13 protein-coding genes and 1 riboswitch are annotated in these 15,768 nt (G+C 66.3%); of the genes, 7 read left to right on the forward strand and 6 right to left on the reverse strand.

What is annotated here, in order from left to right; genetic code table 11:
* Positions 1-48: 48 nt before the first annotated feature.
* Both sucC and sucD read left to right on the forward strand, forming a co-directional pair.
* A complete protein-coding gene (gene sucC / locus JQN66_RS03135; RefSeq protein ID WP_188949071.1) occupies positions 49-1,221 on the forward strand; it encodes an ADP-forming succinate--CoA ligase subunit beta in 1,173 nt (390 codons plus the stop codon).
* A 16-nt stretch (positions 1,222-1,237) separates the two neighbouring features.
* Entirely contained in the window at positions 1,238-2,140 is a 903-nt protein-coding gene (sucD, locus tag JQN66_RS03140) for a succinate--CoA ligase subunit alpha (RefSeq protein ID WP_188949070.1), read from the forward strand.
* Positions 2,141-2,323: 183 nt separating this feature from the next.
* Here the strand turns inward: sucD and JQN66_RS03145 are convergent, their stop codons facing one another.
* Positions 2,324-2,656 carry a hypothetical protein gene (locus JQN66_RS03145; protein WP_188949069.1) on the reverse strand — a complete coding sequence of 111 codons (333 nt, stop codon included), beginning with the start codon at positions 2,654-2,656 and terminating at the stop codon, positions 2,324-2,326.
* A 113-nt stretch (positions 2,657-2,769) separates the two neighbouring features.
* Positions 2,770-6,120: a DEAD/DEAH box helicase gene (locus JQN66_RS03150; RefSeq protein ID WP_204676596.1), complete on the reverse strand. Its 3,351-nt coding sequence runs from the start codon at positions 6,118-6,120 to the stop codon at positions 2,770-2,772.
* A gap of 123 nt (positions 6,121-6,243) precedes the next feature.
* On the opposite strand from JQN66_RS03150, the gene JQN66_RS03155 reads away from it, so the two are divergent.
* Positions 6,244-7,386, forward strand: coding sequence for an LOG family protein (locus JQN66_RS03155; RefSeq protein WP_239464121.1), 1,143 nt, complete (start codon positions 6,244-6,246; stop codon positions 7,384-7,386).
* A 69-nt stretch (positions 7,387-7,455) separates the two neighbouring features.
* Here JQN66_RS03155 and JQN66_RS03160 read toward each other — a convergent pair whose 3' ends face one another.
* The 3 genes from JQN66_RS03160 to JQN66_RS03170 form a co-directional block, all read right to left on the reverse strand.
* The gene (locus JQN66_RS03160) at positions 7,456-8,559 is read right to left on the reverse strand and encodes a VIT1/CCC1 transporter family protein (RefSeq protein ID WP_204677464.1); all 1,104 of its coding nucleotides are present in this window, start codon (positions 8,557-8,559) and stop codon (positions 7,456-7,458) included.
* Positions 8,560-8,614: 55 nt separating this feature from the next.
* Complete coding sequence (locus tag JQN66_RS03165; protein WP_204676598.1) at positions 8,615-8,881, reverse strand: hypothetical protein; 267 nt, start codon at positions 8,879-8,881, stop codon at positions 8,615-8,617.
* 16 nt (positions 8,882-8,897) lie between these two features.
* Positions 8,898-9,011, reverse strand: a riboswitch (SAM riboswitch).
* 74 nt (positions 9,012-9,085) lie between these two features.
* The gene (locus JQN66_RS03170) at positions 9,086-9,685 is read right to left on the reverse strand and encodes a DinB family protein (protein WP_204676599.1); all 600 of its coding nucleotides are present in this window, start codon (positions 9,683-9,685) and stop codon (positions 9,086-9,088) included.
* Between the two features lie 199 nt (positions 9,686-9,884).
* Between JQN66_RS03170 and JQN66_RS03175 the strand changes: the two genes are divergently transcribed.
* The 3 genes from JQN66_RS03175 to JQN66_RS03185 all read left to right on the forward strand — a co-directional run bounded on the left by JQN66_RS03175 (position 9,885) and on the right by JQN66_RS03185 (position 12,685).
* Positions 9,885-10,448, forward strand: coding sequence for a helix-turn-helix domain-containing protein (locus JQN66_RS03175; RefSeq protein ID WP_188949063.1), 564 nt, complete (start codon positions 9,885-9,887; stop codon positions 10,446-10,448).
* Between the two features lie 147 nt (positions 10,449-10,595).
* The gene (locus JQN66_RS03180; RefSeq protein ID WP_188949062.1) at positions 10,596-11,021 is read left to right on the forward strand and encodes a hypothetical protein; all 426 of its coding nucleotides are present in this window, start codon (positions 10,596-10,598) and stop codon (positions 11,019-11,021) included.
* Positions 11,022-11,155: 134 nt separating this feature from the next.
* Complete coding sequence (locus JQN66_RS03185) at positions 11,156-12,685, forward strand: APC family permease (RefSeq protein ID WP_204676600.1); 1,530 nt, start codon at positions 11,156-11,158, stop codon at positions 12,683-12,685.
* A gap of 66 nt (positions 12,686-12,751) precedes the next feature.
* Here the strand turns inward: JQN66_RS03185 and JQN66_RS03190 are convergent, their stop codons facing one another.
* On the reverse strand, positions 12,752-14,263 hold the full coding sequence (locus JQN66_RS03190) for a PucR family transcriptional regulator (RefSeq protein ID WP_204676601.1): 1,512 nt from the start codon (positions 14,261-14,263) through the stop codon (positions 12,752-12,754).
* Between the two features lie 81 nt (positions 14,264-14,344).
* On the opposite strand from JQN66_RS03190, the gene JQN66_RS03195 reads away from it, so the two are divergent.
* A complete protein-coding gene (locus JQN66_RS03195; RefSeq protein WP_204676602.1) occupies positions 14,345-15,700 on the forward strand; it encodes an aminotransferase class III-fold pyridoxal phosphate-dependent enzyme in 1,356 nt (451 codons plus the stop codon).
* The last annotated feature ends 68 nt before the right edge of the window (positions 15,701-15,768 follow it).

The raw sequence follows: 15,768 nt of genomic DNA on the forward strand, positions 1-15,768 counted from the left end.
TGACTGTGCCGCGAGTCAGCATGAACTTCGAACGAAGGACACAAACCCGTGGACCTGTATGAGTACCAGGCGCGCGATCTATTCGAGGCACACGGCGTTCCCGTGCTTGCCGGTATCGTCGCTTACACCCCTGAAGAAGCCAAAGCCGCAGCTGAGAAAATCGGCGGCGTCGTAGTCGTTAAGGCTCAGGTCAAGGTCGGCGGCCGCGGCAAGGCTGGCGGCGTTAAGGTTGCCAAGACCGCAGACGAGGCTTTCGAGCACGCATCGAACATTCTCGGTATGGACATCAAGGGCCACACCGTGAACAAGGTCATGATCGCACAGGGTGCGGACATCGCCGAGGAATTCTACTTCTCCGTGCTGCTGGACCGTGCAAACCGCAACTACTTGGCCATGTGCTCCGTAGAGGGCGGCATGGAGATCGAGCAGCTGGCCGAGGAGCGCCCGGAGGCGCTGGCTCGCGTTGCCGTTGATCCGCTGGTCGGCATCGACGCCGAAAAGGCCGCCGAGATCGTCGCAGCCGCCGGTTTCGCCGAGGAGCTGCGTGGCAAGGTCGAAGAGACCCTGCAGAAGCTGTGGGTCGTCTTCAAGGAAGAGGATGCAACCCTCGTTGAGGTCAACCCGCTGGTGAAGACCGGCGCAGGCGACATCGTCGCACTGGACGGCAAGGTCTCCCTGGACGACAACGCTTCCGAGGTCCGCCACCCGGCTCACGAAGAGCTCGAGGACAAGGGCGCAGCCGATCCGCTGGAGGCCAAGGCCAAGGCCGCGGGCCTGAACTACGTCAAGCTGGACGGCGAAGTGGGCATCATCGGCAACGGTGCAGGCCTGGTCATGTCGACCCTGGACGTTGTCGCCTACGCTGGCGAGAACCACGGCGGCGTGAAGCCGGCGAACTTCCTGGACATCGGCGGCGGCGCCTCGGCTGAGGTCATGGCTTCGGGCCTGGACGTCATCCTGAACGACCCGCAGGTCAAGTCCGTGTTCGTCAACGTCTTCGGCGGCATCACCGCATGCGACGCCGTGGCAAACGGCATCGTCGGCGCGCTGAACACCCTGGGTGACGCAGCGAACAAGCCGCTGGTCGTCCGCCTGGACGGCAACAACGTTGAAGAAGGCCGCGCCATCCTGGCCGAAGCCAACCACCCACTGGTGACCCTGGCAGCAACCATGGACGAGGGCGCCGACAAGGCCGCCGAGCTCGCCAACGCAGCGAAGTAAGAGGGATTAGCGAACAATGAGCATTTACCTGAACAAGGACTCCAAGGTCATCGTCCAGGGCATCACCGGCGGCGAAGGCACCAAGCACACCGCCCTGATGCTGAAGGCTGGCACGAACATCGTGGGCGGCGTGAACGCCCGCAAGGCCGGCACCACCGTGACCCACGGCGAGCAGGAAATCAAGGTGTACGGCACCGTGGCCGAGGCCAAGGCCGAGACCGGCGCAGACGTCTCGATCGTCTTCGTTCCGCCGAAGTTCACCAAGGACGCCGTCGTCGAGGCCATCGAAGCCGAGGTCGGCCTCGTTGTGGTCATCACCGAAGGCGTGCCGGTCCAGGACTCCGCCGAATTCTGGGCCCTGGCCCAGTCGAAGGTCGATGCTGACGGCAACCAGATCACCCGCATCATCGGCCCTAACTGCCCGGGCATCATCACCCCTGGCGAGGCGCTGGTCGGCATCACCCCGAACAACATCACCGGCAAGGGCCCGATCGGCTTGGTCTCCAAGTCCGGCACCCTGACCTACCAGATGATGTTCGAACTGCGCGACCTGGGCTTCTCCACCGCCATCGGCATCGGCGGCGACCCGGTCATCGGCACCACCCACATCGACGCCCTGGCTGCGTTCGAGGCGGATCCGGAGACCAAGGCCATCGTCATGATCGGCGAGATCGGCGGCGACGCCGAGGAGCGCGCAGCCGAGTACATCAAGGCGAACGTCACCAAGCCTGTTGTGGGCTACGTGGCAGGCTTCACTGCCCCTGAGGGCAAGACCATGGGCCACGCGGGCGCCATCGTTTCCGGCTCGGCTGGCACCGCCCAGGCCAAGAAGGAAGCACTGGAAGCTGCCGGCGTGAAGGTGGGCAAGACTCCTTCGGAGACCGCCGTGCTGCTGCGCGAAGTTTTCGCAGCCCTCTAAGCGAGGTTTCAAACCCGGTGTGACCGGGTGAGAGCGCAATGGCCGCCTGTGCCACGGGATTACCGTGGCTCGGGCGGCCATTTTTCGTCTCCACGGCGTTGTGGCTACGAATCAGAAGATTTGGGAAACAGCCCCAAGCCGGCTCTGGGATGCTGGCCCGGGGTATTGCAGTGCTCGGGGCGCCTAGCCCCGCAGGCCGGTTGCGGCCTCGGTGTCCACCCTCAGGAACGAGGATCCAATGACCGCGAAGGCTCCCGGAATCAACAGCATCCGGTGCTTCGGGTTATAGAAGATCTCATCCAGCGGAGAAGCGAGGACTTTCCGGATTTTTTCCAGAAGCCGGTCGTTCTCCAAGAGCAGGCGCTCCTGCTCGGTTTCAATCACCACACGATCTGCTTCCGTCGTCACCGAAGCGTTCATCCAGTCATCTTTCGGTGTACTCAGAGTCTCCGATTTGATCAGGGACACGGTTATGACCGCCTTCATCTTGCGCTGCCCCCTGGAGAAGACCTCCACGGGGGTGCCCGACTCGTGCGTCCGGTGTGGCGTAACGCACATGAGGTGGCATATTGAATATATCGTGTCTTGCTGGTAAGCGCCTGCTAAACCACGAAGAGTTAATCAACCTGTTACTCGAGCAGTCCCCGGATGTCCTGCGCGGTCAGCGCCTTGGAGAAGCCGTCGGCCTCGTCCATGACGGTGTTGATCAGCTTCCGCTTGGAATCCTGCAGGGCCACGACCTTCTCTTCGATGGTTCCCTTGGAGATCATGCGGTAGACCATCACCTGGCGCGTCTGGCCGATGCGGTGGGTGCGGTCGATCGCCTGGGCCTCCACCGCGGGGTTCCACCACGGGTCAAGCAGGAAGCAGTAGTCCGCCTCGGTCAGGTTCAGCCCGAATCCGCCGGCCTTCAGCGAAATCAGGAATAGCGGGGCCTCGCCCTCCTTGAACTGCTGGATGACCTCCGCGCGGTTGCGGGTGCTGCCGTCAAGGTAGACGAACTTGATTCCGCGCGCGGTCAGCTTCTCGGCCAGCACCTTCAAATACGAGGTGAACTGGCTGAACACCAGCGCTCGGTGCCCTTCGTTGAGCACATCGTCGAGTTGGTCGAAGAGCGCTTCGAGCTTGGAGCCGGGTATCCCCGCCAGTTCCGGATCGACCAGCGAAGGCTCCAGCGCGAGCATGCGCAGGTGCGTGAGCGACTGGAAGATGGTGAAGCGGTTCTTGTCCAGGTCCTCGACCAGGTGCAGGATCTTCTGGCGTTCGCGGTTCAGGTGCGTGTCGTAGACGTGCTGGTGCTCGTCGGACAGACGTACCAGCACCTGCTGCTCCTGCTTGGCCGGCAGGTCCAGCACCACGGATTCCTTGGTGCGGCGCAGCATGAACGGCTTCACGCGGCGCTGCAGCAGGGCCAGCGTCTCCTTGTCGCCCAGCACCTCGATGGGGCGGGCGAACTGGCGGTTGAATCGGCTGATGTTCACGAACAGCGACGGGGAGGTCAGCGACAGCAGCGCACCGAGCTCGGAGAGGTTGTTCTCCATCGGGGTGCCGGTCACCGCCAGCTTGAAGTTGGTCTGCAGGTTCACCGCGGTGCGGTGGGCCTTGGTTGAACGGTTCTTCACGAACTGGGCCTCGTCAAGGATCAGCCCGGCGAAGCGCTGGGATTCGTAGATCTCGTCGTTCAGGCGCAGCAGCGTATAGGTCGTGAGCACCACGTCGTGCCCCTCGGCCAGCTCACGCAGCTGCCGGGCGTCGCCCAGCGTGGAATCGATGCTGATGACCCGCAGGCTCGGCGCGAAGCGGCGGACCTCCATTTCCCAGTTGGAGACCACGGAGCTCGGGGCGACGACCAGGAATGGTGCGCGCACCCGCTGGGCCGGCGGCAAATCGGCGCAGGCCTCGGGGTCTTCCCACAGCTTGTGGGCGTGCAGCACCAGGGCGATGGTCTGCAGGGTCTTGCCCAGGCCCATGTCATCGGCCAGGATGCCGCCGAAGCCGCCCTGGTAGAGGCGGGCCAGCCAGCGGAAGCCGTCGACCTGGTAGGGGCGCAAGGTGGCCTGCAGGGTGTCCGGTACGGCGGCCTGACCGCCTTCGGCGACCCGGAGCAGCGAGCGCATGCGGCCGATGAACAGATCCGCCCCGTCGATGCCCTCGGCCAGCTCGTCCAGTTCCTCGAACAGCGAGATCTGGAATACCGAGAGCTTCAGGTCGGCGTCCTTCGGCTTGTCGTTCAGCGACTGGGCCTCGTCCACCAGCTCCTTGAGCTTGGCGAAGATCGGCTGGTCCAGGGAGAACCAGGAATTGTCCGGCAGCTTCAGTTTCATGGCGCCGTTGGTCATGGCCTTCACGATGTCAGCGAACGGCACCTCGTGGGAGCCGACGGAGATCAGCAGGCCCAAGTCCAGCCAGTCGTTGCGTTCGTGGTCCACGGCGTTGATCTTGAGCTTGGGCAGCTCGCGCAGCTGGCGGTACACCGGACGCGGCCCGGTTTCCTCCAGCTTGAGCGTGTTCAGCGCCTCCAGGGCGGGGACCAGCTCGGAAACGAAGGTGATCATCTGCTCGCCCGAGTAGAACTTGGGGGACAAGTCCGGATTGCCGGCGCCCATGACCCGTTCGAAGACCTCGTTGACCGCTGCACGCAGGAAGCCCTCGGCATGGGCGTCGTGGGGCTTGTGCTCGTCGTCCACCCCCGGGTAGCTGATGGAGAAGTCCAGGGTCGCCGATTCCTTGGAACCCTCCGCGGTCTGCTCCACCTTGTAGTCGACCTTGGCGCGGACGAACGGCGGCTTCAGCTCGGGGAAGACCAGGGCCTCGGAGGTGCTGCGCACGCCAAAGGTCCGGGCCATGCGCGGGTACTCCGTATCGAAGAACAACTGGTGGTCCTCCGCCGGCACCTGGAGGCGCTGGTGCGAGTCGTACCAGTTCAGCTGCTTGTCGGAGAGGCGGTCCAGGCTCGGGGCGATCAGGATCTGCTCCGGGTCGTCGAGCTGGATGTAGAATCCGTGGTTGCCGATGGTTCCGGCAGGGCTGTAGTCCTCCAGCGCCAGGTCCTGGCCCGCGGTGTGCAGCACGCCGTGCACCTGCAGGTTCTCCCGCTCGTCGAGCCCTGCGACCAGTTCGGTCCATGACTGCCCGGCGACCAGGACCGACAGGTCGTTGCGGGTGCCGATCAGCTCGATGCCCAGCTCGTGGGCTTCGTCCAGCAACGGCCAGAGCAGGTTCGAGGAGTACTCGTCCAGGAACAGCCAGTCTTCGTCGGTCTTGAAATTCGTTTGGGTGTTGCTGCGGGACATCGCCGCGAACCGGCAGAACCAGTGGTGCTGCGCGCGCAGCAGGTTCCAGCCGAAGGTCTTGAAGCCGATGGTGGTCCAGCGCAGCTGGCCGCGGACCCAGCGTCCTTCGGAATTGCGCACCATGGGGCGCACGCCCAGGCGGAAGCGGCGGTTGCGGTGGGTGGCATGCGGGAGCTTGCTGACCGGCAGCCATTGCTGCTGCTGGGTGGTGTTCTTCGCGTCGAAGAGCAGGAACTGCAGCGCCATCGGCACCACCGGGTCGTGGGGGGAGCCGACCAGACCGTCGCTGGGGAGCGGCTCGCGTTCGGCATACCAGGTGTCGGCCTGCTTGGACCAGGTGGTGACAACCTTCTCTTCCAGCTTGGTTGCCGCCTTGGCCAGCCCGGAGAGCTTGTTGGAGGTCAGCACCAGGGCGGCGATGTGCGGGCAGATGCCCCGGGTGTCGCAGCTGCATTCGCCCGAGTCGATTTCCCATCCGGAGGCGCCGCGGCGCAGCTGGATCATGGGAGAAAAGTCCTCGCCGCCGGCGAACACGGTGCCTTCGATCTGCCCCGATGACTCCTCGAATTCAACATCGACCACGGCATTGGCTTCGTCGGCGAGTTTCTTGCCGTGGAAGAAGGGAACGTTGCCCAGGAACGCCAGCAGATGCCGTGCGTCGATGGTCGGTGGAACAGCATTAGTCATCCGCTTATCGTTTCACGTTCTGGCCCGTCGTGAAAGTTGAGAGCCCCCTACTGTGAATAATCCCTAACTGTCACGTAGCGTGGAGCCATGTCCCAAGTCTGGCCGTATCTTCCGGCGCGAGCCGTGAACATCACTTCACTGGCAGAATTTGACAGGTTGGCGGCCGAAGCGCTGGGCTTCCAGCGCTCCCGCGGCCGCAGCTGGCGTGTGCACCGGGTGGATCTGCGCGAACGCGATACGGTGCTCGCGGCGCTGGACCTGGCCGAGGCGCTGTTCATCGACTGCCAGTTCAGCGAGGCCGGCCGCGGCCTGGTGCAGCGCACCGGCGGCCTGTGCATGGACTCGGGCGAGCAGCTGCCCTTCCGCACCAGCGGCCGAGGCCTGTACACCCCCGAGGAGCTGTACGAGGGAATCCGAAGCCAGACCTATGACCACGTGCCCGACGCGTTGATCTACACCTATTCGCAGCAGCACGGCCCGCGCCGGTCGCTCACCGACGACCAGGCGATGGCCGCAACGCTGCACGACCACCATGTGGGGCAGGCATTGATCGCCGAGGTCTACGACGGCGCCTTCAAGGACACCCCGATCATCGGGGTCATGGGCGGGCATGCACTGAGCCGCGACACCGAACGGTATGCGCAGGCGCTGGACCTGGGGGCGCAGCTGACCCGCGCCGGATACGCGGTGGCCACCGGCGGGGGACCGGGAGCCATGGAAGCGGCGAACGCCGGGGCGTGGCTGGCCGACTACGGGCCGGCGGAGGTCTCCACGGCCCTGCAGATGCTGGCCGCCGAGCCGGATGCGATCCGCCGGCGCACCGGCTGGGCGCGCACCGCGCTCGCCGTGAAGGCCCGCTTCCCCTCGGAACGCACGTCGCTGGGGGTGCCGACCTGGTTCTTCGGGCACGAGCCGCCGAACTTGTTCGCCACGCACATCGCCAAGTTCTTCGCCAATTCGACCCGCGAAGCGCTGCTGCTGGAGCAGTCCAACGGCGGGATCGTGGTGCTGCCTGGATCCGCCGGCACGGTGCAGGAGATCTTCCAGGACGCCTGCGAGAACTACTACGCCACCGGGGCCAGGGTGGTGCCGCTGGTGCTGGTCGGCCGCGAGCACTGGACCCGCACCTTGCCGGCCTGGCAGCTGCTCAAGGCGCTGGCCGCCGAGCAGACCATGGAGGACAAGATCGCGCTGGTCGATTCGGTGGACGAGGCAGTGGAATTCATCGGCGGCATGCAGTCGCTGCGCCGGCGCACCAGGTTTTGAGAACGGAAGCGGCCGCCTCCTGATGGATCAGGCGACGGCCGGGGGACTGGCTGACGGGGCCAGCGGGGCTCAGGCGACGTTGGTGCCGAACAGCAGGCCCAGGCAGTAGGTGACGGCGGCGGCGCCCCAGCCGATGGCCAGCTGGCGCAGGCCGCGCTTCATCGGCGAAGCCCCGGACAACAGCCCGACGATGCCGCCGGTGATCATCAGCGCGGCGCCGACCAGCAGCACCGAGGTGATGATCGCGGCCAGGCCCGACATGCCGAAGATGTACGGCAGGATCGGAATGACCGCGCCGGAGGCGAACAGGCAGAAGGAAGTCGCCGCGGCGCCGGTGGCCGAGCCCAGTTCCTCGTGCTCGTTCTCCAGTTCTTCGGCCCGGGCTTCCGGGTTCAGCGAGAAGGACGGGTTGCAGTCGCAGGTGAACAGGCCCATGCGTTCGGCGGCGCGGTGCTCGGCGTCCTCGTCGGTCATGCCGCGGGCCTTGTAGATGAGCACCAGTTCGTTGGCGTCCAGATCCAGGTCCGGAGCGGCGGTCAACGTCACCTGGGTGGGGCGCGAGGCGGTGAGCAGCTCGCGCTGGGAGCGCACCGAGACGTATTCGCCCGCGGCCATGGACAGCGCACCGGCCAGCAGGCCGGCAATGCCGGAGAACAGCACCAGCCCGGAGGAAACGCCGGTCGCACCGATGCCCATAACCAGGGCCAGGTTGGAAACCAGGCCGTCGTTGGCGCCGAAGACTGCGGCGCGGAAGTTGCCCGACAGCCGCGCGCGGCCGGCGGTGGCCAAGGCGCGGACGACTTCCTCATGGACCTGCTCGTCGGCGGCCATCTGCGGGGAGGCATCGGCATCGGTCGCATAGGGGGTGCTGCTTTCGGCCCGCTGGGCCAGCGCCAGCACAAACACCGAGCCGAAGCTCAGCGCCAGGAAACGCAGGAAGCTGCGGCGCAGCGAGGGCCGTACCGGGCGGGCATGCTCGCCGAGCTTGGTGCGCCAGTATTCCTCGTGGCGTTCCTCGGCCGCGGCCAGGCCCAGCAGGATCTGCTTTTCCTGTCCGGTCTTCCTTCGGGCCAGCGCGCGGTAGATCGCGCCTTCGGCGACCTCGTCCGCAACGTACTTGCGCCAGCGGCGGATCTGGGCGGGGGTGGGCTGCGTCGCGGGGTGTTGCGGCATCACGAGGATGACTCTCCTACGGCTTGGGATTTCTCAACGAAACCCGGGGTTCTGTTCAGCCTCTCACTCTAGCCAGTGCGATGGTGCCGGGGAATTTGGCAAGCCTAAAAGCGCACCTGCGCCCGTCCGGCTGTCCGGCGGCCGCCACGAACACCACCAGCTCCCCAGCTCGGGGATCGAACACCGGGCGCCGGGAGGAGCGGGAGACCAGCCGTTCAAGATGCGCGGGATCGGCGATATAGCGGGTGTGCCAGCGGCCCTGCACCGTGAACTGCACCTGGCCGGTTTGCAGATCGATAATGGGGAGGACGGAAAATGCCATGGCAGGGACAACTCTCGCTGAGCTCTTGCCCGTGCATCGGTTGATGCCCGGACCGCTTCTTCATCCGAACCACCCATGAACCTGGGGTTGGTGCGCGGCCAGTCGGAGCTTGGCGCCGCGTCTCGTGAAGCAACACTGTCGATGCTACCTTCGCGCGATTAAGCAGTGAAGTTCCGTTCCGTAATATGACCGCCGGGCAACGCCCTAGCCGCTGCCGCGCTTCGAGTCGGCGGCCTGCTGCAGCCGGTCCCGCTGCTCCTGCCATTGCCGGGCCGTGTAGTCCGGCAGGTTCGGGGCTTCGGGGCGCAGCCCGACCTGCCCGTCCAGCAGTTCGCGCACGATGTCCAGATGGCCTGCATGGCGCGAGGTCTCGGCGATCATGTGCACCATCAGGCGCTCAAGGGTGGTCTGCCGGTGGCGGACCCACCAGGGGACTTCGGCCGGGGAAGCGAGCTCGAGCTTGTCGAACCCTGCGTCGGCGAACTCGATGGCCCGCTGGTAGAGGTCGATGACCTGCTGTGCGGAGAAATCTGCCGGAGGGATGAAATCCGCCTGCGGGTCATCGAGCTCCAACATCTTCCGCGCGTAGGGGTCGTCTACCGGTCGGTTGAGGCACAACCCGAAATAGCCGTACTCGGTGATGGCCAGGTGGTGCACGACCCCCAGGATGTGGGTGCCGGTGGCGGTCATGGGCCGGCGGGCCAGTTCCTCGGTGAGCTGCCCGCTTTTGAAGATCACCGCCTGGCGCGCATCGTTCAGGTATTCCCGCAGCCGGGCGGCGGTGCTGTTCGGGGTGGAGTCCATGGATCGAGTGTAGGCGCGGGCCCCGGCCGGCGGATACCGGATCCAGCCAACGGGAAGCCTGCCCGAAAGGTGTCATAATCTTCCGTTCAGGCTGGACGGATGTTGCGTATTGGTAAACTGGGGCGCGCAACGGCCGGCAGGAGAACGCGCCCGCAGTCGCTGCCCATCCTCCGAGAGAACAGGTTCAGGTGCCCCACTGATGAAAGCTCTGCCCGTTGAACCCTCAGGCTCATCAATCAACATCGGTGCACGACTGCGCGGCATCCGCCAGCAGCAGCGCATGACGATCGACCAGGTCGCCGAGCTGTCCGGGCTGACCAAGGGTTTTCTTTCCCGCGTCGAACGGGATTTGACCAGCCCGTCGGTCTCCACGCTGCTCAAGCTCTGCGAGGTGCTGGGTATCGAGGTCGGAACCCTGTTCGAGGTCCCCGACACCACCTTGGTGCGCCTGGGCGAGGCGCCGAGGATTTCGCTGGGCGGCTCGGGGATCACCGAGCAGCTGGTCACCCCGCGCGGCGAAAAGCGCGTCCAGGTCATTCGCGCCGAGGTGGAACCGCGCGGCAGGGGAGAGGCTGAGCTGTATTCGGTGGACTGCGAACTCGAAGTGCTGCACGTGGCCTCCGGGGTGTTCACGCTGGTGCTTCCCGAGCAGCGGGTCGAGCTCGCCGCGGGGGACACCATGACGTTCCCGGGGCGCGAACCGCACAGCTGGGAAAACCCCGGGGACGAACCCGCCGTGGTGCTCTGGACCCTGATTCTCTGAGCAGCGGCCACGCCCCGAGCGCGGCGCGGCTGCCCGGGCGGCGCACGCCGGGAGGAGGGCCCGCGTTCACGTCTGGCCAATGCACCGCGTATTCTTGGAATAGTGCCTGTCAACGCAGGCGGGCTAGTGAAAACGGGAAGGAGCGCAATGGCGACTGGTAAATCCACCGGAAGCTCGGAGACCACGCCGCACGAATTGCGCTCCATCAGCTGGTGGGCTTCGGCCTTGGCCGGCATCCTGGTCGGCTCGACCCTGGCGTGGCTGCGAACCCAGCGCAACTTCTTTTTCCTCGGCGCCGCCATCCTCGCGGTCGTCATCATCGTGCTGACCGTGCGCACGGTCCGCCGCCGGGCGCGGCACCCGCAGATGATGGAAGCAAAGACCTCCTGGGCCTACAACATCTGGGCGCTGGTCCTGATCATCTTGGCCGGGCCGGTGCAGCTGGTCTACGTTCCCGACGACATCAGCGAGCTGACCATCAAGTCGCTCATCCTTTCGGTCGGATTCTGCCTGGGAATTCACGAAGTCGACCGGGCGCTGGTCAAGGGCGCCGGATCCAAGCAAAAGGCCTAATCAGAGGTTCGTCGCCGGCTAGCCGCCCAGATTCTTTTTAGATCTTTCGACCTCCACTTTGGTTCTTTTATCCAAAGAATTCTCCCCACCTCTTTCGTAGTGTGATCCACATCATCATCTTGAAAGGGGTTGGCATGACGCGAGCAGCGGCGAACCAACAAGGCACTGAGCAGGGACTCAAAAAGGTTCTCGGCAAGTGGGATGCATTGGCCATCGGCGTTGGAGCCATGATCGGCTTCGGCTGGGTAGTGCTCACCGGTGACTGGATCACCACCGCCGGCCCGATCGGCGCCTCGCTGGCCATGCTGGTCGGCGGCGGCATCATGGCCGTGGTCGGCCTGACCTACGCCGAGCTCGTCGCGGCAATGCCCAAGGCCGGCGGAGAGCACAACTACCTGCTGCGCGCCATGGGAGCCCGCTGGTCCTTCGCCGGATCCTGGGCCATCGTCGGCGGCTACATCACCATCGTCGCCTTCGAAGCGGTCGCGCTGCCCAAATCGGTGCAGTACATCTTCCCCAACCTCTCGCAGATCAAGCTCTGGGACATCGCCGGCTCCGAGGTCTACCTGACCTGGGCCTTGGTGGGCGTGCTGGGTGCCGTGGTGATCACCTGGATCAATATCCGCGGCATCAAGACCGCCGGCGTGGTGCAGACCTTCGTGGTGATCTTCCTGTTCATCATCGGCGCAATGCTGCTCACCGGGTCCTTCGCCGGCGGCGAAACCCGCAACATGGAACCGTTCTTCGAGAACGGGCTGGCCGGATTCTTCGGCGTCATGATCGTTGTTCCGTTCATGTTCGTCGGCTTCGACGTCATCCCGCAGTCCGCCGAGGAATGCGACATCCCGCCGCGCAAGATCGGCAAGTACGTGATCATCTCCGTGCTGATCGCCACCGCCTGGTACGTGATGGTGGTGCTGGCAACCTCCTCCGGCCTGGGCCCGGCCGCGCTCGCCGGTTCCGACCTGGCCACCGCCGACGCCATGGGCGCGCTGTTCAACTCCGAGGTCATGGCCAAGATCCTGATCGCCGGCGGCATCGCGGGCATCCTGACCTCCTGGAACTCGCTGCTGATGGGCGCCTCGCGGCTGATGTACGCGATGGCCCAGTCCGGGATGCTGCCGCGCTGGTTCGCCCAGCTGCATCCGAAGTACCGCACCCCGCATCATGCGCTGCTGTTCATCGGCGGGCTGTCGATCCTGGCGCCGTTCTTCGGCACCGCGATGCTGGGCTGGCTGGTCGACTCCGGCTCGCCGTCCATCGTGATGGCCTACCTGCTGGTCGGCGTAGCCTTCCTCATCCTGCGCCGCCGCGAACCGCAGATGCCGCGCCCGCTGCGCATCGGCGGCAAGGGCAACTTCGGCCAGGTCATCGGCGTCCTGTCGGTGCTCTTCTGCGCCGGCCTGATCTCCCTGTACCTGCCGGGCATGCCGGCGGCGATCACCTGGCAGCCGTGGGCGCTGTTCGGAGCCTGGTGGCTGCTGGGAATGTTCTTCCTGTTCCGGGTGCCCCGCGGGGTCCAGCCCGGTGAGCATGCCGAGGAAGAGCTGCTGCACCTGATCAGCATCCGCCAGCAATCCAAGCTGGGTGCCGTCGGGCCCGACGACGTGGCCGCGACCTCCCGCCGGGGCCGCCGCCGGCAGGCGACCAACGCGAAACGCTAGAAACCAACAGGCAAGCCCCGACCGCAAGGTCGGGGCTTGCCTGCGTCCCGGGGCCCGGCGGCCGGCCTATCCCTTGTTGCGGCGCAGGGCAAGCCAGAGCGAGGCCGAGACGTCCGGGTCGTCCAGATCGATGCCCAGCAGGTCCCCGGCCACGGTGATGCGGTGGCGCAGCGAATTGCGGTGGATGCCCAGCGCCCGCGAGGCATCTTCCCAATGCCCGCGATGCCGCAGGTACTGGGTGACGGCCGAAAGCAGATCGGCCCGGGTGTACGCTGCCAGCGCCTCCACCCAGGTCTGCGCGCTGGCATCGAAGTCCGCCCCGGCATCGGACAGCTCCCCGGCCGGGGCCCCGGACAGGTTCTGGCGCAGCGCCGGAAGGTTGGCCGGCAGCTCGGCCAGCGTGAGCGGGGCCGAGAGCACCGCGCGCAGGTTCCGGGCGGTGTCCCCGGCGCTGGGCTCCGGGTCCTGCCCCGGAGCGGCGGCGGAGGTCTTGCCCAGCTGCGCCTCGTCCAGCAGCAGGTAGAGCACCCCGTCGTCCGTGAAGCGCAGCTGGCAGCGTGCGGCCGCCTCGGCCACCGGCGGCAACGCGGCGCCTGCTGGCAGCGCACCCAGCGCCTGGATCACGGTGCGGACCTCGGTCTCCCCATCCAGGGACAGCGCCAAAACCCTGACGCGGGAGGGAAGCTCGTCCATTCCGGCTTCCTCCGCGACCAGCCGGGCGGATTCCGGCTGCCCGTGCAGCAATAGCTTGGCGGTGGCTGTGCCCAGGGCCGCATTCGTGCTGACCATCAGCTCGCGCTGGCGGGCGCGCAGCGACAGCAGCATGCACACCGTCATGATGATCTGCCGGTCGGCCTTGGTCAGCGTGCGCCCGGAGCCGACGCCGAGGAATCCGTGGATCCGGGTCCCGGCCAAGATCGGGTACAGCACCACGGCCTGGCCGTTGATCCCGAAGGTGGACGCCGAGGGCATGCCGGTGCGCGGGAAGCGCAGCGACTCCTGGCGCAGCATCGGCACGAAACCCTGGGCGGAGGCCGGGTAGACCGTGGCCGGCTGCGGGTCGTCCGGGAGGAAGGCGGCCCAGCCGCCCAGCGCCTGCGCCAGCCCGCGCACCACCGCGTTGATGGCATCGGAGCGGATCGCCGCCCGCGCCAGCGCGGTCTGGGTGCCCAGCGAGCTCATCAGGTTCACCGTGTCGTCCCTGGCCGACAGCCGCCAATAAGCCCGCGACACGCTTTGGAAGGGCGCCCCGTCCGGGACGATGCCCAGTTCCACCCCGGTCTGCCGGCAGGCATCGATCACATGCTGCGGAACCTCATCCAGCCACGGGCCGAGACCCAGGCCCAGCGCCCGGACTTCCTTGTCCCGCAGCCGCTGCATGTAGGCCAGCGAAGCGGTGGCCGAATGGCCGAAGGGCATGCCGGTGGTCAGCAGCAGTTCGCCGCCCTCAAGATAGGTGGTGGGATCCTCCAGCTCGGAAATGTGCACACCGGTGACCGGTGAGGCGCTGAAAGTGGGCGAATCGGCGGGGAAGAACTCGTCGCCAAGCTCAGCCCCCAACTGCAACAGAGTGATCATGGGTAAATTATCCAATCTTTAACTGCTCTTTGGACGTAGGAACTAATGACGCGTGTCACATGGATTTCTATCGTTGGAAGCATGACCGAAACTCTTGCGGCGCGCGACGCCGAAACGCTGACCCAGACCCGCCACCTGGCTACCGCCATCCCGGGGCCGCGCTCCATCCAGCTCCACGAAGAACGTGTGCAGCAGGTGAGCAGCGGCCTGGGCATCACCCTGCCGGTCTTCGTCTCCCGTGCCGACGGCGGCATCATCGAGGACGTCGACGGCAACCGCCTGATCGACTTCGCCTCCGGCATCGCCGTGACCTCGCTGGGCGCCTCCAACCGCCGCGTGGCGCAGCGCGTGGCCAGGCAGCTGGAAGCCTTCACCCACACCTGCTTCATGGTCACCGAATACGAATCCTTCACCAAGGTCTGCGACTGGCTGAACCGCAACACCCCGGGCGACTTCGACAAGCGCACCGCGCTGTTCTCCACCGGCGCCGAAGCCGTGGAGAACGCGGTCAAGATCGCCCGCGCCGCCACCGGCCGCGCCAACGTGCTGGTCTTCGACGAGGCCTACCACGGCCGCTCGCTGCTGACCATGGGCATGACCGCCAAGGTCAACCCCTACAAGCTGAACTTCGGCCCGATGCCGGAGCATGTCATCCGCGCCGCGTCGGCCAACCCGCTGCGTCCCGCCGTCGACGGCGGCGTCGAGGCCGCGCTGGCTTCCGTCGAGGCCACGCTCGTGGAGCACGACCCGGCCAGCTTCGCCGCCATGGTGATTGAGCCGATCCAGGGCGAGGGCGGCTTCATCGTCCCGATGGCCGGCTTCATCCCGGGCCTGCGCCAGCTGGCCGACAAGTACGGCATCGTGCTGGTCATCGACGAGATCCAGGCGGGCATGGGCCGCACCGGCACGCTGTTCGCCTCGGAGCACGAAGGAGTTGCCGGCGATCTGATCCTCACCGCCAAGGCGCTGGCCAATGGCGTGCCGCTGTCCGCGGTCACCGGGCGCACCGAGCTGCTCAACGCCCCGCATGCAGGCGGCCTGGGCGGCACCTACGCGGGCAACCCGCTGGCCTGCGAGGCGGCGCTGGCGGTCTTCGAGCAGTTCGAGGACGGCAGCTTGCTGGAGAACGCCCGGCTGATCGAGCGAGTGGCCCGCGAGGTGCTGGAACCGCTGCTGGAATCCACCGATGTGGTGGCCCAGGTCCGCGGCCGCGGCGCCATGCTGGCCGTGGAGTTCGCGGACCGCGGCACCCTGGCTCCGCGCCCGGAGCTCGCCGCCGCCGTTTCCAAGGCCTGCCACGCCCGGGGTGTGCTGACCCTGACCTGCGGCACCCATGGGAATGTGCTGCGCCTGCTGCCTCCGCTGGTCATCGGCGAGGCGCTGCTGCGCGACGGGCTTGAGGTGCTCGCGCAGAACATCATCGAGCTGGCCGGCTAACTGCCTGCCGCTGTTGCGGACCGGTTCCGCCGCCCCGATCGGGGCGGGGGAGCCGGTCCCTTTGTTTT

It is taken from the genome of Glutamicibacter protophormiae, from assembly GCF_016894325.1.
GTDB lineage: Bacteria > Actinomycetota > Actinomycetes > Actinomycetales > Micrococcaceae > Glutamicibacter > Glutamicibacter protophormiae.

Coding starts and splice junctions, on each gene's coding strand:
- sucD (WP_188949070.1), top strand. CDS start 1,238: ATGAGCATTTACCTGAACAAGGACTCCAAGGTCATCGTCCAGGGCATC.
- JQN66_RS03150 (WP_204676596.1), bottom strand. CDS start 6,120: ATGACTAATGCTGTTCCACCGACCATCGACGCACGGCATCTGCTGGCG.
- JQN66_RS03160 (WP_204677464.1), bottom strand. CDS start 8,559: ATGCCGCAACACCCCGCGACGCAGCCCACCCCCGCCCAGATCCGCCGC.
- JQN66_RS03165 (WP_204676598.1), bottom strand. CDS start 8,881: ATGGCATTTTCCGTCCTCCCCATTATCGATCTGCAAACCGGCCAGGTG.
- JQN66_RS03170 (WP_204676599.1), bottom strand. CDS start 9,685: ATGGACTCCACCCCGAACAGCACCGCCGCCCGGCTGCGGGAATACCTG.
- JQN66_RS03175 (WP_188949063.1), top strand. CDS start 9,885: ATGAAAGCTCTGCCCGTTGAACCCTCAGGCTCATCAATCAACATCGGT.
- JQN66_RS03180 (WP_188949062.1), top strand. CDS start 10,596: ATGGCGACTGGTAAATCCACCGGAAGCTCGGAGACCACGCCGCACGAA.
- JQN66_RS03185 (WP_204676600.1), top strand. CDS start 11,156: ATGACGCGAGCAGCGGCGAACCAACAAGGCACTGAGCAGGGACTCAAA.
- JQN66_RS03190 (WP_204676601.1), bottom strand. CDS start 14,263: ATGATCACTCTGTTGCAGTTGGGGGCTGAGCTTGGCGACGAGTTCTTC.
- JQN66_RS03195 (WP_204676602.1), top strand. CDS start 14,345: ATGACCGAAACTCTTGCGGCGCGCGACGCCGAAACGCTGACCCAGACC.